At 58.4% G+C, this 22,665-nt stretch carries 19 protein-coding genes; 3 read left to right on the forward strand and 16 right to left on the reverse strand.

The annotated features are described in order from the left end of the window. Positions 1 to 98: 98 nt before the first annotated feature. The 6 genes from HX773_RS19470 to HX773_RS19495 form a co-directional block, all read right to left on the reverse strand. A complete protein-coding gene (locus tag HX773_RS19470; RefSeq protein WP_176972896.1) occupies positions 99 to 1,511 on the reverse strand; it encodes an EmmdR/YeeO family multidrug/toxin efflux MATE transporter in 1,413 nt (470 codons plus the stop codon). Between the two features lie 120 nt (positions 1,512 to 1,631). Then, a complete protein-coding gene (locus tag HX773_RS19475; protein WP_061717625.1) occupies positions 1,632 to 2,381 on the reverse strand; it encodes an ABC transporter ATP-binding protein in 750 nt (249 codons plus the stop codon). Beyond that, complete coding sequence (locus HX773_RS19480) at positions 2,374 to 3,249, reverse strand: ABC transporter ATP-binding protein (protein ID WP_176972897.1); 876 nt, start codon at positions 3,247 to 3,249, stop codon at positions 2,374 to 2,376. Before HX773_RS19480 ends, HX773_RS19475 begins: the two co-directional genes overlap by 8 nt. Further along, positions 3,242 to 4,522 carry a high-affinity branched-chain amino acid ABC transporter permease LivM gene (gene livM / locus HX773_RS19485; RefSeq protein WP_176972898.1) on the reverse strand — a complete coding sequence of 427 codons (1,281 nt, stop codon included), beginning with the start codon at positions 4,520 to 4,522 and terminating at the stop codon, positions 3,242 to 3,244. Before livM ends, HX773_RS19480 begins: the two co-directional genes overlap by 8 nt. Before the next feature lie 10 nt (positions 4,523 to 4,532). Then, positions 4,533 to 5,447 (reverse strand): branched-chain amino acid ABC transporter permease, encoded by a 915-nt coding sequence (locus HX773_RS19490; RefSeq protein WP_008105462.1) that lies wholly within the window; start codon positions 5,445 to 5,447, stop codon positions 4,533 to 4,535. A gap of 82 nt (positions 5,448 to 5,529) precedes the next feature. Beyond that, positions 5,530 to 6,645, reverse strand: coding sequence for a branched-chain amino acid ABC transporter substrate-binding protein (locus tag HX773_RS19495; protein ID WP_176972899.1), 1,116 nt, complete (start codon positions 6,643 to 6,645; stop codon positions 5,530 to 5,532). A 399-nt stretch (positions 6,646 to 7,044) separates the two neighbouring features. Here HX773_RS19495 and HX773_RS19500 point away from each other — a divergent pair, with 399 nt between their 5' ends. Beyond that, positions 7,045 to 8,493 carry an AMP nucleosidase gene (locus HX773_RS19500; RefSeq protein ID WP_176972900.1) on the forward strand — a complete coding sequence of 483 codons (1,449 nt, stop codon included), beginning with the start codon at positions 7,045 to 7,047 and terminating at the stop codon, positions 8,491 to 8,493. Between the two features lie 50 nt (positions 8,494 to 8,543). Here the strand turns inward: HX773_RS19500 and HX773_RS19505 are convergent, their stop codons facing one another. After that, positions 8,544 to 9,152, reverse strand: a complete 609-nt coding sequence (locus HX773_RS19505; RefSeq protein ID WP_255433269.1) for a hypothetical protein — start codon at positions 9,150 to 9,152, stop codon at positions 8,544 to 8,546. Between the two features lie 168 nt (positions 9,153 to 9,320). Continuing rightward, positions 9,321 to 10,619 carry an NCS2 family permease gene (locus tag HX773_RS19510; RefSeq protein WP_218168305.1) on the reverse strand — a complete coding sequence of 433 codons (1,299 nt, stop codon included), beginning with the start codon at positions 10,617 to 10,619 and terminating at the stop codon, positions 9,321 to 9,323. Between the two features lie 387 nt (positions 10,620 to 11,006). Here HX773_RS19510 and HX773_RS19515 point away from each other — a divergent pair, with 387 nt between their 5' ends. Then, a complete protein-coding gene (locus HX773_RS19515; RefSeq protein WP_176972902.1) occupies positions 11,007 to 11,753 on the forward strand; it encodes a response regulator in 747 nt (248 codons plus the stop codon). Here the strand turns inward: HX773_RS19515 and HX773_RS19520 are convergent. The 6 genes from HX773_RS19520 to HX773_RS19545 form a co-directional block, all read right to left on the reverse strand. Beyond that, the gene (locus HX773_RS19520) at positions 11,690 to 12,739 is read right to left on the reverse strand and encodes a carbohydrate kinase family protein (protein ID WP_176972903.1); all 1,050 of its coding nucleotides are present in this window, start codon (positions 12,737 to 12,739) and stop codon (positions 11,690 to 11,692) included. The genes HX773_RS19515 and HX773_RS19520 overlap by 64 nt on opposite strands. A gap of 4 nt (positions 12,740 to 12,743) precedes the next feature. Continuing rightward, positions 12,744 to 13,604 (reverse strand): ketose 1,6-bisphosphate aldolase, encoded by an 861-nt coding sequence (locus HX773_RS19525; RefSeq protein WP_176972904.1) that lies wholly within the window; start codon positions 13,602 to 13,604, stop codon positions 12,744 to 12,746. 11 nt (positions 13,605 to 13,615) lie between these two features. Then, complete coding sequence (locus tag HX773_RS19530; protein WP_176972905.1) at positions 13,616 to 14,299, reverse strand: D-lyxose/D-mannose family sugar isomerase; 684 nt, start codon at positions 14,297 to 14,299, stop codon at positions 13,616 to 13,618. Between the two features lie 104 nt (positions 14,300 to 14,403). Next, a complete protein-coding gene (locus HX773_RS19535) occupies positions 14,404 to 15,342 on the reverse strand; it encodes an ABC transporter substrate-binding protein (protein ID WP_176972906.1) in 939 nt (312 codons plus the stop codon). A gap of 205 nt (positions 15,343 to 15,547) precedes the next feature. Beyond that, on the reverse strand, positions 15,548 to 16,531 hold the full coding sequence (locus tag HX773_RS19540; protein ID WP_101762809.1) for a ribose ABC transporter permease: 984 nt from the start codon (positions 16,529 to 16,531) through the stop codon (positions 15,548 to 15,550). 10 nt (positions 16,532 to 16,541) lie between these two features. Beyond that, positions 16,542 to 18,047 carry a sugar ABC transporter ATP-binding protein gene (locus tag HX773_RS19545; RefSeq protein ID WP_176972907.1) on the reverse strand — a complete coding sequence of 502 codons (1,506 nt, stop codon included), beginning with the start codon at positions 18,045 to 18,047 and terminating at the stop codon, positions 16,542 to 16,544. A gap of 144 nt (positions 18,048 to 18,191) precedes the next feature. On the opposite strand from HX773_RS19545, the gene HX773_RS19550 reads away from it, so the two are divergent. Next, a complete protein-coding gene (locus HX773_RS19550; protein ID WP_176972908.1) occupies positions 18,192 to 20,780 on the forward strand; it encodes an ATP-binding protein in 2,589 nt (862 codons plus the stop codon). Here the strand turns inward: HX773_RS19550 and phnE (HX773_RS19555) are convergent. Continuing rightward, complete coding sequence (gene phnE / locus HX773_RS19555) at positions 20,734 to 21,618, reverse strand: phosphonate ABC transporter, permease protein PhnE (protein WP_176972909.1); 885 nt, start codon at positions 21,616 to 21,618, stop codon at positions 20,734 to 20,736. The genes HX773_RS19550 and phnE (HX773_RS19555) overlap by 47 nt on opposite strands. Further along, complete coding sequence (gene phnE, locus HX773_RS19560) at positions 21,615 to 22,478, reverse strand: phosphonate ABC transporter, permease protein PhnE (RefSeq protein ID WP_176972910.1); 864 nt, start codon at positions 22,476 to 22,478, stop codon at positions 21,615 to 21,617. The genes phnE (HX773_RS19555) and phnE (HX773_RS19560) overlap by 4 nt, the downstream gene beginning before the upstream one ends. Positions 22,479 to 22,665 lie beyond the last annotated feature (187 nt).

Here is a 22,665-nt window from a genome sequence, read left to right on the forward strand (position 1 = left end):
AAATTCAGTATGCCACTACAGTGCGCATAAATGCGCGCCCCGCAAATCTCTGGCAATCAACCGAAGGGTCGCCATTCATGGCGACCAGCCCAACGCGTTTATCCCCTGCTCTTCGCCATCATCTTGCGATAATTGTTCAGCCATTTACCGCTGTTGAGCCGCCACCAGAAAAATACGCCGCGCACCGTCCAGTCGAGGAACATGCCGAGCCACACGCCAATCACGCCCATTCCCAGCACAATCCCAAGGAAATAACCGGCTACTACGCGTGCGCCCCACATACTGAACATCGACACATACATGGTGTAACGCGCATCGCGCGCGCCTTTCAGGCTGGCGGGTAGCACCCATGAAGCGGTCCAGATCGGCATAAAGGCGGCATTAAGCCAAATCAAATGCTTGGTGACTGAAATCACTTCCGGGTCGCGGCTGTAAAACTGCGCGAGTGTTCCGGCGAGCGGCACGGTGATCAACGCCAGCGAACACAATCCAATCATCGCCAGCCAGAACACGTGTTTGATTTGCCGTTCAGCCTGCATCACCTGATTCAGCCCCAGCCTGCGGCCGGTAATAATGGTCGAGGCCGATCCCAGCGCGTTACCCGGCAGGTTAATCAGCGAAGCAATCGAGAAGGCGATAAAGTTACCGGCGATCTCATTGGTGCCCATGCCAGCAACAAAAATCTGCGTCAGCAACTTACCGCCGTTAAACAGCACCGATTCAATACTGGCGGGCACGCCAATGCCCAACACTTCCATCAGAATATTGCGGTCCCAGCGCCGGAAATAGCTGGCGATGGAGATTTTCAGGGCTGGCGTAATGCCGCGATACAGCACGTAAATCGCTGCCGCCGCACCGATATAGCGCGAGATGGTTAAGCCCAATCCTGCACCAACAAAACCCATACCTTCCCAACCCAGACAGCCGTAAATCAGCACGCTACTGATCACGATGTTGAGAATGTTCATGCCGCCGTTGATCAGCATCGGGATTTTGGTATTGCCCGCACCCCGCAGCGCGCCGCTGCCAATTAGCGCAATCGCCGCTGCAGGATAGCTCCACGCCGAGGTTTGCAGATAGCTCAGCGCCAGCTCTTTCACTTTGGGATCGGCGCTGCCGGCAATCACATCAATGATCAGATGCCCCCAAAACTCGATGGCGATCACCAGCACAAACGCCAGCGCGGTCATCAATCCCAGCGATTGTCGCGTGGCGGCTCGCGCACGTTTGCCGTTGCGTTTTGCCAGGCTGAACGCCACCACCACCGTGGTGCCGAGATCGATGGCGGCAAAGAAGGAGATGATCACCATGTTGAAGCTGTCGGCCAACCCGACGCCCGCCATCGCTTCTTTACCCAGCCAGCTCACCAAAAAGGTACTGAGGACGCCCATCAGCATCACGCAGAGGTTTTCAATAAAGATGGGCACGGCTAATGGGGTGATTTCTCGCCAGAACAACGTACGGTAAGAGCGGCGCTTGGGATACCACGCCGTGTTTCTGACCGCCCGCATCACTGCTACGCCAGGATTTTGCAAGGGATTACCAAATCACTTTGGAGAGGAAGAAGAGTAATAATGATGATAGGCCACTGAGAATTATGCAAAGTGTTTCCTCTCACCATTTAATCATTATTACAAACTTTTTGTCGCCACCACCGCAGGATCGGCTGCGCCGCCCAAATAAGCGCTGCGCACCTCATCATTATTGAGCAGCTCTGCACCGCTGCCGCTCAGGCGAATCTCACCGTTCACCATCACATAGCCGCGATCCGCCAGCTGCAGCGCATGGCGGGCATTCTGCTCCACCAGAAACAGCGTCATGCCTTGTTGGGTCAACTCGCGCAGAATGCCAAAAATCTGCTTCACCACGATCGGCGCGAGGCCAAGGCTGGGTTCGTCGAGCAGCAACAGCTTAGGTCGACTCATCAGCGCGCGGGCAATCGCCAGCATCTGCTGCTCGCCGCCGGAGAGCGTCATGGCGCGCTGCTTGCGCCGCTCGAGAAGACGGGGAAACAGCTGATACATGCGCTCTTTGTCCTCTTTAACAAAACGTTCGCCGATGGCGATGGTGCCCATCAGCAGATTTTCTTCCACCGTCATATCAGGAAAGATGCGCCGTCCTTCCGGGGCCTGCGCAATGCCGCTGGCGGCGATGAAGTGCGTCGAACGCTGGCTGATCGCTTCGCCGCGCAAACGAATCTCACCGCTGGCAATACGCGGCTGGCCAAAAATAGACATCAGCAGCGTGGATTTCCCCGCGCCGTTAGCGCCGATCAGCGCCACGGTTTCTCCCTGATTGACCGTTAGCGACACCTGTTTCAGCGCCTGCAAAGGACCGTAAAACACATCGACCTGCTCAAATGCCAGCATCGGTTCAGCCATGATCGCTCTCCTCTTCTGCGCCGAGATAGGCGGCAATCACTTTGGGATCGTGACGTATTTGCTGCGGCGTGCCCTGAGCAATCACATCGCCATGATCGAGCACCACAATGTGATCGGAAATGCGCATCACCATCGGCATGTCGTGTTCAATCAGCAACACGCTGATGCGATGATCGGCGCGCAGGCGATGCAAAATTTCGCTCAACGCCTCGGTTTCCACCGGATTCAGCCCAGCCGCCGGCTCATCCAGACAAATCAGCTCAGGTCGCGTACACATGGCGCGCGCGATCTCCAGCCGCCGTTGCTGGCCGTAAGAGAGCGTGCCCGCCAGGCGGTTGGCGCTGGAGACCAAATCAACGTTTTCCAGCCAGTAAAAAGCGCGATCCAGCGCGCGATTTTCTGCTTCACGGTAGCCGCGCATGTTCAGCACGCCCGCCAGCAGCTGACGATTGACCTGCATATGCTGCGCCACCAGCAGATTCTCAATCACCGACATCTCGCGAAAAAGCCGAATATTTTGGAAAGTACGCGCCAGCCCGGCGCGGTTCACCAGGTGCGCGCCGCCAAACATCTTGTACCAGAGCCGCGAGCCGAGCCGGGTGGGATTGATCCAGTCGCCCGCATGAATTTTTTGCCCCAGCACCTGAATCACATCGGTGCTGCGCTGATTGGCATTGAGAACAATGCGTCCGCCGGTAGCGCGATAAAAACCGGTCAGGCAGTTAAACACCGTGGTTTTACCCGCGCCGTTGGGGCCGATTAATGAGGTCACCGAACCGCGCTCCACCGCCAGGCTGACGTCATTCAGCGCCTTGATGCCGCCAAAGCGCATCATCAGATTATTCACTTGCAGGATGGCATCACTCATGGCGCACTCCTTTTCGCAGCGGCACGCCAACGCGTGCGGTGCGCACCAGCCCGCGCGGTCGCCAGATCATCATCAGCACCATCAACATGCCGAACAGCAGCACGCGGTATTCGGCGAAGCTGCGCAGCAGTTCCGGTGCCACCGTCAGTACAAACGCCGCCAGCACCACGCCAAGCGTCGATCCCATGCCGCCGAGCACCACAATGGCGAGAATCAGCGCCGATTCAAAAAAGGTGAACGAGGTGGGATTAACGAAACCCTGATAGCTGGCGAAAAACACCCCGGCGATGCCCGCGGTTGACGCGCCCAACATAAAGGCTGAAAGCTTAACTAACACGTGATTGAGCCCCATCGCGCGGCAGGCAATCTCATCTTCACGCAGCGCTTCCCAGGCGCGACCAATCGGCATACGCGTCAGGCGATGCTTGATCCACAGCACCAGCAACACCACCAGAACCAGCACGACATAGATGAAGATAAACTTCATATTCGGGTTGTAAGTAACGTGCAGAAACTCATGATACGGCACGCCGCCATCGCGCGCGCGGCGGGCAAACTCGAGGCCAAAGAAGGTCGGCGACGGCACGGAAACCCCGTTAGGGCCGCCGGTAAAGGCGACCCAATTGGTTAGCACCAGACGAATGATTTCACCAAAGCCGAGCGTGACAATCGCCAGATAATCTCCGTGCATACGCAGCACCGGAAACCCAAGCAGCGCGCCAGCGAAAGCCGCCAGCAGCGCCGCCAGCGGCAGCATGCTCCAGAAACCCAATCCGAGATATTGATAGCCAAGCGCCAGGCCATACGCACCGATGGCATAAAAAGCGACGTAGCCGAGATCGAGTAATCCGGCGAGCCCAACCACAATATTCAAGCCCAGCCCGAGCAGCACATAAATCAGGCCGAGAATCGCCACCGTCAGCAGGTATTTGCTGGAAAGAAACGGAAAGGCCAGCGCCACGATCAGCAGCAGCGGCAGTATCCAGCGCAAACGCGAACGATAGCCAGGCTCGCGCACGTAGACACCGTCATCGCTGCTGGCAAACCTGCGCATGATGCGCTGACCAAAAGGCGCGTGCAGAAACAAACTGAACAGCAAGCGTCCTGCCATCACCACCGCTACCAGCAGCGCCACGCGCTGTGGCGACAGTTTGAAGCTGTAACCGTCGAGCACCACGCCAACAATCGGACCAAATACCACCAGCGCTACCAAGCCCGCCAGCAGCGTGTCGAGCAGCGCCTGGCGCACCGGATTTTGCATCATTGCATTCATCAGGGCTTCCTCACACTTTAGCGACCAGCGGTCGTCCCAGCAGTCCTTGCGGGCGGAAGATCAAAATCACCACCAGCAGCGAAAACGAGAACACATCTTTGTAGTCAGAATTCACCATCCCGGCGAACTGCGCTTCCGCAACGCCCAGCAATAATCCTCCAAGCATCGCGCCCGGCAGTGAACCGATGCCGCCGAGCACTGCGGCGGTGAACGCTTTGATGCCAATGATAAATCCGGCGTAAAAATCAAAGGTGCCGTAATTCATGGTCACCAGCACGCCAGCCAATCCCGCCATCGCCGCACCAATCACAAACACCAGCGAGATAACGCGATCGGTATTGATACCAAGGATGGAAGCCATGCGCCGATCCTGCTGCACCGCGCGGCAAATGCGCCCGAGTTTGGTGTACTGGATAATCCAGGTCAGCAGCGCCATGCCGCAAAACGCCGCGATCAGGATGAAGATTTTGGTCCAGGTGATTTGCACCACGCCACCATCAAATTCCATGCGCAGCACGCCGGTCAACAGCGTCGGAATGCCCTGCTGATTTGGCCCCTGGCTGAGCTGTACGTAGTTTTGCAAAATCAGCGACATGCCGATCGCTGAAATCAGCGGCGCGAGGCGCGTCGAGTTGCGCAGCGGCCGATAGGCGATACGCTCAATCGCCCAGCCGTAAGCCGAGGTGACAATAATGGTGAAGATTAAGGTGCCGAATATCAGTAGCGGGAAGGAGTGAATGCCGAAAAAGCTGAGTAGCGATAAGCCAATGGCACACAGATAGGCGGAGATCATATACACCTCGCCGTGGGCAAAGTTGATCATGCCGATGATGCCATAAACCATGGTGTAGCCGATGGCGATCAAGCCATACACGGCACCGAGCGTTAAACCGTTGATCAGCTGCTGTAAGAAGAAGGCGTCCATAATGTCGTCTCGTACTCAATGGGAGCGCACACCTCGCGCTCAATCGCGAATGGCCCCGCACTGTGCGGGGCCGCGTGGCACATTACAGCTGGTGATATTTGCCTTTGTCGTCCCATTGATACACGACGTAATCCGACACCTTGAGATCGCCTTTACTGTCCCAGGCTTTTTTGCCCATAACGGTATCGACGCTGTTGGCTTTCAGCCAGTCGCTGGCCTTGGCGTTGTCTTTCCCTGCCGCTTTGTAAGCGGCGGCCAGCGTCTGCACGGAAGCGTAGGCATACAGGGTGTAACCTTCTGGCTCAAATCCGCTGGCGCGGAATTTGTCGATGACCGCTTTGCCATCGGCGATGGTGCGCGGGTCGTTGCCGAAGGTCATGTAGACGCCTTTGGTGTATTGCGGGCCGCCAGCGGCCGTCACCATCTCTTCAGTCACGATGCAGTCGCCGGAGAAGAAGGCGGCATTAACGCCCTGCTCACGCATCTGACGCACCAGCGGACCGGCTTCCGGATGACAGCCGCCGAAATAGACCACGTCCGGTTTCAGCGCGCCGATTTTCGTCACCAGCGCATTGAAATCCTTCTCACCGCGCGACAACCCTTCATACAGCACTTCTTTCACGCCACGCTTCTCAAGTGAGGCTTTGGTGGCATCCGCTAAACCCTGGCCGTAAGTGTCTTTGTCATGAATGATGACCACTTTCTTCGCTTTGAGCTTGTCGATGATGTAATCCGCAGCGATGGCGCCCTGCTGATCATCACGACCACACATGCGGAACATGGTTTTCATGCCGCGTTCGGTAATTTTCGGGTTGGTTGATCCGGGCGTGATCGCCAAAACGCCGGCCTCATCATAGACTTCCGAGGCGGGCATGGTGGATGAAGAGCAGAAGTGGCCGACCACCGCCATTACCTTGTCCTGATCGACCAGACGGTTAGCGACGGATACCGCCTGTTTCGGTTCACAAGCGTCATCGCCCTGCACCAGCACGATTTTCTCACCGTTGATGCCGCCCGCCGCATTGATATCCTCCGCAGCCTGGCTTGCGCCTTTCCAGTATTGCGCGCCATACGTCGCATTAGGCCCAGAGAACGGACCGGCCACACCAATCTTAATATCTGCCTGAGCGTAAAAGGCCACGCTTAAACAACCTGCAATCGCCACCTTCATTGGGTGTTTTATGAATTTCAAAGACATGCTTTCAATCCTCAACGGGTCAGGAACGGAGCCATACCACGGCCTGGGAGAAATCAATTTCTGAAACTTTGGCAGAACAGTGTGCGGCCATAACCCCGTAGGGTCGCCATTCATGGCGACCTACTTTAAGAACGGTCTAGCTACATTTAGGCCACGGTTGAAAACTAAGCAATAAGCTCGCCAATACCGCTAAGGTGGACGATTTATTACTCGGGCATCGCTCCAGAACAGGAGACACGCGATGTAACATCCCTGCTGATCATAAACATAGCCGCGCTTACGCCACGCACCAGCACCGTGATGGTGCAGAATGCGGTCGATCACAGATTCTTCATCGTCGCGCAGGGTTTATCCGCTATGCTCTGGTGAAAACGGTCCACGTTTCCTGAAGGAGAACCCATGAATACACAACGGAACGGATTGAGCAGCCAGCAAGCGCTGGACGAATTAGAACGCCTGTACGATGCAGCCGTTGACGCGCTGCGCAACGCCATTCGCGATTTCACCGCCAGCGGACAGTTGCCGGATGACGCCTCGCGCCAGCAAGGGCTGTTTGTTTATCCGCAGCTGCGCATCACCTGGCTGGGCGAAGGCCCGCAGAAAAATCGCACCCGCGCGTGGGGACGTTTTACCCATACCGGCAGCTACAGCACCACCATCACGCGCCCGGCGCTGCTGCGCCACTATCTCAGCGAGCAGCTGCAGATGCTGGAGAAAGAGTACGACGTGCTGATTGAGGTCGCGCCTTCACAGCAGGAAATTCCTTATCCTTATGTGATTGACGGTTTGTCACTGGACCGCTCAATGAGCGCCAGCATCGCACGCCATTTCCCGACCACCGAACTGTCGCAGATCGGTGATGAAACCGCCGATGGCCTGTTCCACGCCAATGCGATTTTCCCGCTGTCGCACTTTGACGCACTGCGCACCGATTTCTCACTGGCACGCCTGCGCCACTACACCGGCACCGGCGTCGAGCACTTTCAGCCGTTCGTGCTGTTTACCAACTACACGCGCTACGTCGATGAGTTCGTACGCTGGGCGATTGAGCAGGTGCAAGATCCCACCACGCCGTATGACAGCCTTGCCTGCGCCGGTGAAGTGGTGATCACCGCCGATACTCAAGACCCGACGGCGATGATGTCCGATCTGGCGTGGAAGAAGCACCAAATGCCCGCCTGGCACCTGACATCACCAAATCGTCGCGGCATTACGCTGGTGAACATTGGCGTTGGTCCATCCAATGCCAAAACCATCTGTGACCATCTGGCGGTGATTCGTCCGCACGCCTGGCTGATGATTGGCCACTGCGGTGGACTGCGCGAAAGCCAGACCATCGGCGATTATGTGCTGGCGCATGCCTACCTGCGCGACGACCACGTACTGGATAGCGTACTGCCGCCAGATATCCCAATCCCGAGCATCGCCGAAGTGCAGCGCGCACTGTATGACGCCACCAAAGCGGTCAGCGGTATGCCCGGTGAAGAGGTTAAACAGCGCCTGCGCACCGGCACCGTGGTCACCACCGATGACCGTAACTGGGAGCTGCGCTACTCCGCTTCAGCGCTGCGCTTCAACCTGAGCCGCGCCGTTGCGGTTGATATGGAGAGCGCCACCATCGCCGCGCAAGGTTATCGCTTCCGAGTGCCTTACGGCACCTTGCTGTGCGTATCCGATAAACCGCTGCATGGCGAGATCAAGCTACCGGGTCAGGCAAACCGCTTCTATGAAGGCGCAATCTCCGAGCACCTGCAGATTGGCATCTGCGCGGTCGAACTGCTGCGAGCTGAAGGCGATAAGCTGCATTCAAGGAAGCTGAGAACCTTCAACGAGCCGCCGTTTAGGTAATCATGATGAGTTCCGGCCCATGAAGGGCCGGAACAGTGCATCAAAGCGCGTCATGACATTTTCAAAACGATATTCTGAACAAACCACGCCAGCACCAGAAGGCCGGTCGGGATCATGATTTTCCAGGTTATGCTGTTATTGAAGGCAGATATTTTATCCTCGAGCTGGTTAAATCTTTGATCAACTCTTTCGAACTTCTCATCTATCCTTTCAAACTTTTCATCTATCCTTTCGAACTTCTCATCTATTTTTTCGAACTTTTTATCGAATTTGTCTTCCATGCGCTCAAACTTTTTATCGATACGTTGTTCAAGCGCCCCCAGCTCACCCAAAATCTCTACCCGCATGACACCCTGCTCAGCCCTGACCTTTTCGATATCCGCTTTAGTAGCAAAATGTTCTGAACGCGCCGTTAGCACAGCAACATCCGTCTGAATCTGCTGCGTGGTTTTTTCCAGCTGTTCAACCCGTTTGCTGAGTTGTTCCATTTGATGATCTCCTTTGTTACCAACGTCAAAAATACGCGGTGGGAACACTCGAGTTGCCGTGCTAATGGGGTAATCCATCACCGAATCCTCTTCCATCGCGCTGCTCAATCTCTCCACCACACCGTTAGTGAAACAGATTTGCGCAGCGTTAACATTCCACGATCCCGCCATTCGCAGCACATTTTTTGCGGGCAGATTTAAACAACACGCATAGCCTGGGCCGTTTTGAGATGGAAGGAAAGTGAGCATCAAAAAGGATTGAGAGGTGTCACGCAGAAAATAAGCGAAGGAATGCAACAGCAGACACGGAAGCCCGAGCGGGCTTCCGTTAAGTGAGATTTACGCGCTCAGCCAGCCCAGTTTGATGACAAACAGAATCGACAGAATGATCAGCGCCGGGTTGACCTCTTTGGTGCGGCCGCTCAGCAGTTTCACCACCGTCCAGGTGATGAAGCCGAACGCAATACCGTTGGCGATCGAGTAGGTCAGCGGCATGGTCAGCGCAGTCACGGTTACCGGCGCGGCGGTGGTGATGTCTTTCCAGTCAATATCCGCCAGGCCAGACGCCATCAGCACCGCAACAAACAGCAGTGCTGGCGCGGTGGCATAAATCGGTACGCTGCCCGCCAGCGGCGAGAAGAACAGGCTCAGCAGGAACAGAATCGCCACCACAATCGCCGTCAGGCCGGTGCGGCCACCGGCGCTGACGCCGGCAGCAGATTCCACATAGCTGGTGGTAGTTGAAGTACCAAGCAGCGAGCCGAACAGCGCGGCGGCGCTGTCTGCGATCAACGCACGGCCCATTTTCGGCACGTTGCCCTGCTCATCCGCCAGACCGGCGCGCTTGGTCACACCCAGCAAGGTGCCGGTGTTATCGAACACATCCACGAACAGGAAGGCGAAGATCACGCTCACCAAACCGACGTTAAAGGCACCGGCGATGTCCAGCTGCATAAAGGTCGGGGCGATGGATGGCGGAGCAGAGAACACGCCGCCAAACGGCGTCAGGCCAATGCCCATAGAAATGAACGTCACCACCAAAATACCGATCAGCACTGCGCCGGTAACGCGACGCGCTTCCAGCACCACAATGATGAAGAAGCCGAGCAGCGCCAGCAGCGGGCCCGGTTTGGTCAGGTCGCCCAGGCCAACCAGCGTAGCCGGGTTATCTACCACGATACCCGCGCCTTCCAGCGCGATAATCGCCAGGAACAGGCCGATACCGGCACCAATACCGGCACGCAGCGGCAGCGGAATGCTGTTGATAATCCACTCACGAATTTTGAAAAGCGACATGGCAAAGAAGATCACCGCCGACAAGAACACCGCGCCCAGCGCGACTTGCCACGTGTAACCCATATGCAGCACCACGGTATAGGTGAAGAAGGCGTTGAGGCCCATGCCCGGTGCGAGTGCAATCGGATAGTTAGCGATCAGGCCCATTAACACACAGCCAATCGCTGCCGCCAGACAGGTCGCCACGAAGACCGCACCTTTATCCATGCCGGTTGCACCGAGAATGCTCGGGTTAACAAACAGGATGTAAGCCATTGCCAGGAAGGTGGTGATACCCGCAATGATTTCTGTGCGAACCGTTGTGTTGTGCGCTTTTAGTTTGAAGAGTTTTTCTAACATCATCATCTCTCATGAGCGGAGTCGGCACGAATGCGCGCGCTCCTTGCCAATGTGGTTTACAGACTTATTGTTGTATTGGACGCAAGGCGTTTAACCTTCCCCTGTCCACATAGCAATAGCTATGCCATCACCCTACGCAATCGATTACGTTTCCGAATAATACTTCGCTTAGGATAATTCCGAACCAGAATGAGGCGCGATTATGGTGCATTGCACCAGCGCCGCGCAATCGTTTTCCCTGCTCACGAACATTTGGCAAAAAGAGTGCGGCACAGCACGCTTCCGCACTCTGCCAGGCGATGGCGCTCACGTTTCTGTTGCCTTAATCAGCAGCTAAAAAACATCGGGTTACACTGCTTTTAACCCTTTCGTAACAAAAGAGGCGCATCCATGAAGCCCGCGATTCTGGTGGTCGATGATGATCGTGCAGTGTGTGAATTACTGCACGATGTGTTGAATGAACATGTGTTTACCGTTTATTGCTGCCATCAGGGTAAAGATGCGCTGGCTCTGCTGGCGCTGCACCCGGAAATTTCGCTGGTAATGCTGGATATGATGCTGCCAGACACCAACGGCTTGCTGGTGCTGCAACAGATGCAGCGGCAGCGTCCCGACCTGCTGGTGATCATGTTGACCGGCATGGGTTCGGAAGCAGATATGGTGGTAGGACTGGAGATGGGCGCGGATGATTACATCGCCAAGCCGTTCAACCCGCGCGTGGTGGTGGCTCGGGCACGCGCTGCACTGCGGCGCTGCGGACGGCTAGCACAGCCGGAAGCGTTAGCGGATGAAGGCTGGCAATTTAACGGCTGGCGTCTCGACGATGCGCGCTGCCAGCTGTTCAATCCACAACGCGAAAGCGTGCCGCTAACGCAAGGTGAATACACGCTGCTGCGCGCGCTGGTGGCGCATGCGCGAAAAGTATTAACCCGCGATCAGCTGCTCGAGCTGACGCACAGCGAAAGCCTTGAAGTGTTTGATCGCACCATTGATGTGCTGATTATGCGGCTGCGACGCAAGATAGAAATCAACCCGCATCAACCGAGCCTGATCCGCACCATTCGCGGTCTCGGCTATGTTTTCTCCGCCGACGTGATGCGTCCTGCCTCTTCGGCGCGCGAAACGCAAATCGCCTGATCCATCCAGCGCTGCATCTCGGCTAATGGCCGCGTGCCGTCCAGCGCGTTTGCTGCATGCAGATTAAAACAGGCGCAGGTGTGCGCCAGCTTCAGCGTTTCCGTCAATGACCAGCCTTCATGGCTGGCATAGAGCACACCGGCACAAAACGCATCGCCCGCGCCAACGCTGCCAACGATCTCTTCTGGCGCTAAGCACCACGCCGGTTGCCAGCGCCCCTCGCCGTCCGCTTGCTGGCCCCACGCGCCTTCTGGGGCATGAATCACCACGCGCTGACGTACACCTTGCTGCAGCAGCCAGGTCGCCGCCTCGGCAAAAGCGCCAGGTGCGGCAAGCCCGTGTGGCGAGCGCAAACTTACGCCGGTGAGCGATTGTGCCTCCAGCTCGTTAATCACCAGATAATCGAGCCAGCGCAACGCGGGCACCACCAGCGGTCGATATTCGCCCACGCGCGACACCAAATCGAGTGAGGTGAGATAGCCGCGCTGCTGCATCTGCGCCAGCAGCCGTGCGCTGCGCGTGCCGTATTGGTCGTCCGGCACATCAAGGCTATCCAGCAGCAGCAGATAACCGAGATGGAAGATGCGATGCGATGTGGAGACGTCCGCAAAGTGCGCCAGATCGAGCTTGCCATTGGCACCGCGTGCATGGAAGAAGGTGCGCTGGCCGTCCGGCGTGGTCATCACCTGCGTCATCGCCGTGTTGATGCTCGCGGTGCGCTGCACAAAGTGGCGGTCGATGTGATGGTCGTCCAGCAGTTGCAGGATGTAATCGCCGTCGCTGTCCTCGCCCACCATGCCGACGCCCGCCAGCGGCAGATTCAGCTGCATGCGCGCCAGCGTAAACAGCACGTTGAGCGCCGCGCCGCCGCTGCACTTCTCGCTGTGCTGAATCTCCGTTAACCAGCCTTGTTCCGGCCAGTGGCTGATGCGCTGCACGTGATCCACCAGCATGCTGCCGGCACCGATGATTCCGTTACGCACCATGCGGTTATGCCCTCCCGGCGCTGCCAAATACCTGCATCTGCTGCGCCACCACGTTGGCGATGTCGCGCTCCACCGCCATCAGCAACTCGGCAAAGGAGTCGTAGCGCGCATCGCGCTGGGCGATCTGCGCTTCAATTGCCCCGAGCGCCGCCTGCGACATGCCGGTATAGAAGTTGATTTTGTTGATGCCAAGGCTGACAGCGCGGCGGAAATCCGCATCGCTAATGCCGGAACCGCCATGCAGCACCAGCGGAATGCCGGCCGTGGTGCGAATCTCTGCCAGCCGGTCGAAGTCGAGTTTGGGCTCGCCTTTGTATTTCCCGTGCGCATTGCCAATCGCCACCGCGAGGCAATCAATGCCGGTGGATTGCACAAAATCAGCGGCCTGCGCCGGATCGGTAAATTTATCGCTGTCGGCCTCGCCAAACAGCGCACCGCCTTCATCGCCACCCACCGCACCGAGTTCGGCTTCCACCGACACGCCGAGCGCGTGACACATCTTCACCACTTCGCGCGTCTGGCGGACGTTCTCCTCGTAGCTGAGCGTCGAGCCATCGAACATGACCGAGGTGAAACCAAGGCGAATCGCCTGCATCACCGCCTCAAAATGCAGGCCGTGATCGAGATGCAGCACCACCGGAATATCGTGCAGCACCGCTTCGGTGCGCACAGCGGCGACCAGATGTTCGAGGCTGACATACTTAAAATGCACTTCGGCGATGCTGATAATAAACGGCGATCGCTGCCGCTCAGCCGCCTGGTAGAGCGCGCGCAGGAAGTGGGTGTCGAGGACGTTAAACGCGCCGAGCGCGTAGCCGTTCTGTTGCGCATGGGCCAAACCCTGCGCCAGTGAAATCAGTGCCATATCAGGCTCCTTTAGGCCAGCCAGCGGTGATATTCGTTACACAGCAGCCAGCGTGGTGCTTCATCTTCATCAAGCGGATTGAAGCGCGCCAGCGGCGTGAGAAACACGTTGTCATGTTCGTCATCGTTGGGCATTGAGACTTCACCCACCAGCACGTCGCCGTAGCCCTCTTCGCCCCAAAAGCTGTGCCAGATGCCCGGCAGCAAGGTGACGCTTTCGCCCGGCGATAAACGCAGCTGCGAACCGGCGGCGTGGGTTTGCCGGATGCCATCGAGCGTGACATTTACTGCCGTCTCGGCCAACTGATTGCCCGCACGGTTATGCAGCGTGACGATCAGATTGCCGCCGCCGCGATTAATAATGTCTTCCATCTTTTGCGGGTGATAATGCATCGGCGTGACCTGCCCTTCGCGCACATGCATGATTTTTTCGGCGTAAGGCTTGGTCCACGGCTGACCACCCCGCGAACCGTTGCGCAGTGTGAACAGGGTTAAACCGGTTTGATTGAAATCGTCAGCGCCGAAGCTGGTGACATCCCAGCCAAGATGCAGCGCCAGCAGTTCATCGGCGTCATGTTTATCTAACGCGCGCCACTGGCTGAGGCCGTAATCGGCCCACGGCGGCAGATGCACATCCTGACGCATAAAGAATTCGCGGGTGCGTTGTAAGATCGCATTCACTTCTGAGCGTTGCATTGTCTCCTCCTTTACACGCTGGCCCTCTCCCGCAAGCGGGCGAGGGAGCGATTTGTTCCCTCGCCCATTTATGGGAGAGGGTTAGGGTGAGGGACAGCGGCTACTTACTTCACCGTCCAGCCCTTGTAGCCGCTGACGCTGTTGCGATCGATCATCGTCACCGGGATCAGCACCGGCTTATCCGGCGCAGGCTTGCCCTGCAGGATGTCATAACCGATCTCCACCGCTTTCGCCGCCATCACCTGCGGATCCTGCGCGGGCGTGGCCACAAACAGCGAGCCTTTGCGTTTCAGCGCCTCTTCGCCGTCTGGCGATCCATCGACGCCGACAATAAAGAACTCATTACGCTGCGCCTGTTTCGCCGCCAGATCGGCACCAATCGCCGTGGGATCGTTAATCGCAAACACCGCATCAATCTTCGGATTGGCCGACAGCAGGCCGGTCATCACTTCCAGGCCACCTTCGCGGCTGCCTTTGGCGTTCTGGTTGTAGGAGAGCAGCTTGATGTCCGGATGGGTCTTCAGCTCGGTCATGCAGCCTTCGACACGGTTCTGCACCGCAGAAACCGGCGGTCCGTTAATGATCACCACGTTGCCTTTGGCCTTCAGGCGGTCGGAGATGTATTTACAGGCCATGGCACCGGCGGCGGTGTTGTCGGAGGTGATGGTCGCATTGGCGCCGTCTGCCGCCACGTCGACCGCTACCACCACAATCCCGGCATCACGCGCACGTTTTACCGCGGGTGCAATGCCTTTGGAATCGGCAGCGTTGAGGATGATCATGTCCACTTTGGCGGCGATGAAATTATCAATCTGCCCCACCTGCTGGCCGAGATCGTAGCCGCTGGAGACCAGCGTCACGTTGACCTTGTCGCCCGCCAGTTCGCGCGCCTTTAGCTCCGCACCTTTGGTGATCTGCACGAAGAACGGGTTGGCGAGATCGCCGACGGTCACACCAATGGATTTCAGCTCTTTGGCCTGCACCAATGGCGCGCTCAGAAGCGTAGCCGCCAGCAGTCCGGTTAGAATCGGATTAAAACGCATAGTCGATGTTCTCCTGCTTTTTGGTTTTTATGGAGGGGTGTGCTCGGTGTCCCCCTCCTCGGTCCTCCCCCACAAGTGGGGGAGGAAGATGCTGCAAAATGTGAGTGTGGAAGCTGCATGTGGCAGCATCTCCTTCCCCCACTTGTGGGGGAAGGCCGGGATGGGGGACAGCCAGCACAGTCTGAAACAGCCAGCACAATACAACTCAACCCACGTGATGCCGCGTCCGGTACTTATCGATTAACACCGCGATAATGATCACCGCGCCCTTAATCACTAACTGCCAGAAATAGGAGACGCCCATCAGCGTCATGCCGTTATTCAGCGTGGCGATAATCAGTGCACCAATCAGCGTGCCGGTGATGGTGCCGATGCCGCCGACAAAGCTGGTGCCACCGAGGATCACCGCCGCTATTGCATCCAGCTCGTAACCGACGCCAAGATTGCCGTTGGCGCTGTAGAGCCGCGAGGCGCTCATCAATCCGGCCAGCCCCGACAGCAAACCGCTCATGGCGTAGACAAACAGCAGCACCACGCTAACTTTGATGCCGGTCAGCCGCGCCGCCTGCACGTTGCCGCCGACGGCGTAAATGTGCACACCCAAGGTGGTGCGGCGCAGAATGAACCAGCACAGCGCAATCACCGCAAAGGCAATAATGATCAGCCACGGCACCGGCCCGAGATAGCCGTTGCCTATCCACTCAAAGTTGATGTCGGAGTTGATCACCGTGGTGCCGTTCGCCAGCAGATAAGCCGCGCCGCGCATCGCGGTGTAGGTGCCGAGCGTGACAATAAAGGGCGGCAGCCCTGCCCACGCCACCAGAATGCCGTTGAACAACCCCATAATCAGCCCGGCACCTAACGCCGCCGGAATCGTCAGTGACGCAAACGCCGGATCGAGCGAAACCGCCATCGCCACCACCGCCGTGGTACCGAGCATCGATCCCACCGACAAATCAATGCCGCCAGTGAGAATGACAAAGGTCATGCCCGCCGCCAGCACGATGTTGATCGAGGCCTGACGCGTAATGTTGAGCAGATTGCCCTCGGTAAAGAAGTTCGGCGTGACAAAGCCAAATACCGCCACGATCAGGATCAGAATCGGCAGGATGCCGACGGTTTGCAGCAGGTCACTCATTAACGCGCGCTTGAGGGTGGGACTTTTAACGCGTGCGGATTCACTGGTCATTGCGCTCTCCTCAGGCCTGAACCGGCTGCGCGCCGGTGGCCAGTGTCATAATGTTTTCCTGGCTAATCTCTGCCCCACTCAACTCACCGGCGATGGCGCCTTCCCGCATCACATAGACGCGGTCGCTCATGCCCACCACTTCCGGTAACTCGCTGGAGATCATCAAAATCGCCACGCCCTGCTGCGCCATCTGCTGCATCATGCGGTAGATTTCGCTCTTGGCGCCGACATCGACGCCGCGCGTCGGCTCATCGAGAATCAGGATGCGCGGCGCAATCGCCACCCAGCGTGAAATCAGCAGCTTCTGCTGATTGCCACCGGATAAGCCACCCGCGCGCACCTGCGCATGTGGCACGCGAATGTTCAGCGCATCAATCGCCTCGCTGGCGATCTTCTGCCCTTTGCGCCGATTAAGCAGGCCGTAGCTGGCGTCGCGCTCCAGCGTCGCCATCACAATGTTGTCCTGCGCCGCCAATTCAAGGAACAAACCCTGCTCTTTGCGGTTCTCGGTAAGAAAGCCGATGCCGCGCGCAATGGCGTCGCGCGGCGAGTGAATCTGCACTTTTTCCCCGTCGATCCAGATCTCACCGCCGCTCGGTTGATGCACGCCAAAAATCAGCTGCGCCAGTTCGCTGCGCCCGGCGCCGACCAGTCCCGCAAGGCCGACGATCTCACCGGCACGCACCGACAGGCTGCTGGGATGCACTTTGTGTTTGTCGCACAGATGATTGACCGCGAGACGAATGTCGCCGAGCGGAATGTTGCGGTCTTTGTTGAACAGATCGCTGAGCGGACGCCCGACCATCATGCGCACCAGCTCGCTGGCGTTGAGCTGCTCGCGCGTCAGGCTGCCGACGTACTGCCCGTCGCGCAGCACGCTAACGCGATCCGACAGCTCATACACTTCCGCCATGCGATGGCTGATGTAGATAATCGCCATCCCTTCGCTGCGCAGCCGTTTAATCAGCGCAAACAGCTGCTCGGTTTCCCGGTTCGAGAGTGCGGCAGTCGGCTCATCCATCACCAGAATGCGGCTGTTGCGGTGCAGCGCGCGGGCGATTTCCACCTGCTGCTGCTCGGCAATGCTCAGGCGGCTCACCAGATCGGTGGCGCTGAACTGCGCACCCAAACGATCAATCACCCGCTGCGCCTCTTCCGCCATCTGGCGACGCTTCACCAGCCCAGCGCGCGTGATTTCACTGCCGAGAAAGATGTTCTCCGCCACCGTCAGATTGGGTGCCAGATTGATCTCCTGATAAATCAGTGTGATGCCCGCCGCCAACGCCTCTTTTGGGCCTTTTATGACATACGGCTGGCCGTCGATAAGAATTTCCCCGCTGCTGGCGGTATAGGCACCGGCCAGAATTTTCATCAATGTACTTTTGCCCGCGCCGTTTTCGCCCATCAGCGCATGCACTTCGCCGGGCCAGACCGTGAGATCCACGCCCTTAAGCGCATAGAAGTTGCCAAAGCGTCGGGTGATTCCCCGCATGGAGAGTATCGGTGTGGCATCCATTTACAGACTCCTGCTGGCAAAGGTTGCAGCGAGTAAAGCCTCCTTAGATAAATGGAAAATGTCAGCGGCCATTCACATTTGTCATATTTCGCCCCGATCGCGCTTCTATACTCGCCAGCAGTTGAGCGGTAAGGAGTGGCAGCCATGAGTCACAGTCTGCACTGGCACGCGGGCGCACGCAGTCGCCTGCTGCTGTTTAATCTGCTGGTGATGTCAGTGACGCTGGCGGTGAGCCTGGTCGCGATTTTTGGATTTCGCCACGCAGGTCACATTCAGGAACAGGCGCAGGCACAAACGCTGGCCGATATGAACGGCAGCCTGGCGCTGGCGCGCGATACCGCCAATGTGGCGATCGCCGCGGTGCGTTTATCGCAGGTGGTCGGCGCGCTGGAGTATCAGAGCGAATCGGCGCGCCTGCAGCAAACGCAGCAGGAGCTGCAACGGTCGCTGAGCTTGCTGGCGAATGCGCCGCTGGCGGCGCAGCAGCCGCAGCTGCTGACGCGCATTCGCGAGCGCAGCCAGATGCTGGAACAGACCATCAATCAGTTGCTGCGCGCCGGTCATCAGCGCCATCTGCAGCGCAACGTGATGCTGAGCGGTTTGTGGCAATCACAGCTGTTACTCAATCGCATTGACCTGCTGACACACACCGATTCCCCTTCTGCCGCGCTGCGCCAGCAAACGCACAGCTTATTCAGCGTGGCGATTCAATCCAGCGCGCCGCAGGCCGCAGTGCAGCAACTGCAATCGGTGCTGCGCCAGTGGCAAGCGTTAAGGCTTAACGGCGTGCTGAATACCCAGGTGCAGCGGCTGATCGCCACCAGCACTGATTTGCAGCCGGTGGCGCAGCAGCTGGAGCAGAGTGATATCGCCATCGCCTACGCCACCTATCGCATCAAAGCGCTGGTGGCGATGCTCAACGACGACATCACCCATTATGTGCAACTGGTAGCGCAGCAGAGTGACGCACGCAGCGCGGTGACGCATGAAGAGCTGGATTCGATCATCGGCTTTATCGGCCTGTTTATGCTGCTGGCGCTGCTGATCACCGGTTACGCCGGTTACTACATCTACCGTAATCTCGGTTCGAGTCTGACCGCCATCGCCCATGCCATGACACGGCTGGCGCAGGGTGAAAAGAGCGTTAACGTGCCGGGTCTGGCGCGGCGCGATGAGCTGGGCGATCTGGCGCGCGCCTTCAACGTGTTTGCCCGCAATACCGCCTCGCTGGCGCACACTTCGCGCCTGCTGAAAGAGAAAAGCAACCAGCTGGAATCGACCTTTCTCGCCATGCGCGACGGCTTTGCGCTGTTCGATAACAGCGGTCAGCTGGTGGTGTGGAATGCGCAATATGCCGAGCTGCTCGGCATCGCGCCGCGCGAACTGCATCGCGGTTTGCACTATCAGCAGCTATTAAAACGTGTCGATGTCGAGCTCAACGGATTAGCTGATGCGCAGGAAGTGCGGCTGGCGGATGGACGCACGCTGGAGCTGCGCTTCAGCCCGGTGCCGCGGCGCGGCATGGTGAATACCGTGCTGGAACGCACCACGCGCAAAGCGCTGGAGGAAGCGCTGCTGCACAGCCAGAAGATGAAAGCGGTGGGACAGCTGACCGGCGGACTGGCGCACGACTTCAATAATCTGCTGGCGGTGATCATCGGCAGCCTGGCGTTAACCGTCGATCAGCTGCCGCCCGGCACGCTCGCCAGCCGCATCGAGCGCGCGCGTCAGGCCGCCGACCGCGCGGCGCAGCTGACGCAGCGCTTGCTGGCCTTCTCACGCAAGCAGGCGCTCTACCCGCGCGCGGTGTCGGTGGTGGAGCTGGTGGATAATCTGCATTCGCTGCTGCAGCACGCGCTGCTGCCCGGCCAGCAACTGGTGATCGATGCGCAGCGTCCCGGCTGGCCAGCGTGGATCGATGCCGGACAGCTGGAGAACGCGCTGATCAATCTGGTGGTCAACGCGCGCGATGCGATGGCGCAGCAAAGCGGCGAAATCCGCCTGCGTATCTGGAATCAGCGCAAACAGGAAGCCGACGGCAAGCGCGATCGCGTCACTATTGAAGTGATCGATCACGGCTGCGGCATGTCGGCCGAGGTGCGCGAACAGGTGTTCGAGCCGTTCTTCACCACCAAAGCCATCGGCAGCGGCAGCGGTTTGGGCTTATCGATGGTGTATGGCTTTGTGCGGCAATCCGGCGGCCAGATTGAGCTGGAAACCGCGCCGGGACAAGGCACCACCGTGCGGCTGTTATTGCCGCGCGCGCCCGAAGCGGCGCAACCGCTCAGCGTGCCGCCGCCGCTGGTGCCGCAGGCCAGCAACGATCGGCTGGTGTTGGTGCTTGATGATGAACCGACGGTGCGGCAAACGCTGTGCGAACATCTGCATCAGCTTGGTTATCTGACGCTGGAGTGTGGCGACGGCGAAAGCGCGCTGACGCTGCTGCGCCAGACGCCGGATATCGATCTGTTAATCAGTGATTTGATGCTGCCGGGCGGCATTAACGGCGCGGATGTGATTCGCCAGGCGCAGGCGCAGTGGCCGCATCTGGCGACGGTGTTGATCAGCGGTCAGGATCTGCGCCAGACACAGGTAACGTTGCCGCTGTGTGAGCGGCTGGCGAAACCCTGGCATCAGGCGCAGCTGGTGCAGGCGCTGGAGCGCGCGTGGCAGCGCAGTGAACGGCTTAGTCGCGCGCGGCAGGCTGCCACAACGGCACCCCTTTCCCCGTGATGTAACGTTTACGCAGCTTGCTGGAGACAACATCCATGATCATCACCACCGCCACCAGAATCAGGGTCAGGAACATCACCACATCCCAGTTCCACAGACGCATATTCTCGGCATACACCAGGCCGACGCCACCTGCACCAACGAATCCCAGCACCGCCGCTGAACGGGTGTTGGACTCAATCTGATACAGGCTGAGCGCGAGGAAGGTCGGGAACGATTGGGTGAAAATGCCGTAGCGATGTTTTTGCAGGCTGTTCGCGCCGACCGCGCTGAGGCCGCGACTCGGTGAACGCTCCACCGCTTCGTGCCCTTCAGCATAGAGTTTGCCGAGCAGGCCGACATCCTGCATCACTATCGCCAGCACGCCAGCCAGCGGCCCCATGCCGACGGCGCGCACGAAGATCAGCCCCCAAATCGCCATATCGATACCGCGCAGCACATCCAGTACGCGACGCACGACCAGCGAAATCGGACGCGTCAGCGGATCGTGCATTACGTTGCGCGCCGCCAGGAACGAGACCGGCAAGGCGATCAGTGAAGCGGTCAGCGTGCCGGAAAACACAATCGCCAGCGTAATACCGACCTGCGTGAAGTAATAACCAAACGGCCAGTTGAGGAAATCCTGCCAGACAAACATGCGCAGGAAATAGCGGCTGAGCTGCTGGCAGCCGATGAGAAAACGGCTCCACTCAATGCCAAAAAACTCGAAAAAGAACAGGTAATAGAGCGCGATGGCCAGCGCCACCAGCGCGACGCGGCGCAGATAGCGGTGCTGCGCGGCAAACAGGGCGGCATGCTCCTGCTTGAGTTTGGCGACATCCGGCGCTAAAGCGATCATGCTGCGTCTCCTTCCACTACGCGGCGACGCAGCCAGCCGGACAGCGTGTCCAGCAGCGACACCACCACAATGATCAGCAACAGCGTGATGCTGACCTGATCGTATCGATCGAGTTTGATATTGGTCATCAGCTCTTGCCCGATACCGCCCGCGCCCACCAATCCGAGGATGGTGGAGGAACGGAAGTTGATCTCCAGACGCATAAAGCTGTAGGAAAGAAACGTCGGTTTAACCTGCGGCCAGAAGGCAAAGCGCATGCGCTGCAGTTTGCTGGCACCGCACGCCGCGAGGCCGCGCACCGGTTTATCCGAGGCGCTCTCAATCGCTTCGTAAAACAGTTTGGTCAGGCTGCCGACGGTGTGCAGCGCCAGCGCGAGGAAGCCGGGAATGGCTCCGATACCGAACGCCATCACGAACATCACCGCCCACGCCAGTTCGGGCATGGTGCGCAGAAAGGCGACAAACGCGCGGATCGCCATACGCAGGCTGCGCGGCGTTTGGGTGTTGTCGGCGGCGAAGAACGCCAGCACGCCCGCCACGGCCACCGCCACGATGGTGGACGACAGCGCCAGCTGTAAGGTTTCCCAAATCAGCGGCAGCTGGAAGTGCAAACGATAGCCCCAATAGGCCAGCGAACCTTCGGTTTTGCCATCGGCAAACAGCAGCGAGAGATGCAGCACCGGCAAAGTTTCGCCGATGTAGTCGAAAAAGTGTGGCAGCGACTGCCAGACGGTAAGCAGGTTAAATTCCGCCATCTTGCCCGCGGCCAGATAGAGCGCCAGCAACAGCAGCGACCACAGCAGCGAGTCGCGCTTTTGCTGGCGGCGGATGCGTTGGTAGTAGTGTTCGAAATCGGTCAAGGGGGGATTCCTGTTGGTTGGGAGGATGTATGCTGGAGGGTGCGTGCTGGAGGGTGCTCGCTGTCCCCCATCCCGGCCTTCCCCCACAAGTGGGGGAAGGAGATGCTGCCACATGCGACTTCAGCGTTGCATTTTGCACCATCTTCCTCCCACACTTGTGGGGGAGGACCGAGGAGGGGGACAGCGA

This window comes from Pantoea sp. B9002, from assembly GCF_013385945.1.
Taxonomy (GTDB): domain Bacteria; phylum Pseudomonadota; class Gammaproteobacteria; order Enterobacterales; family Enterobacteriaceae; genus Pantoea.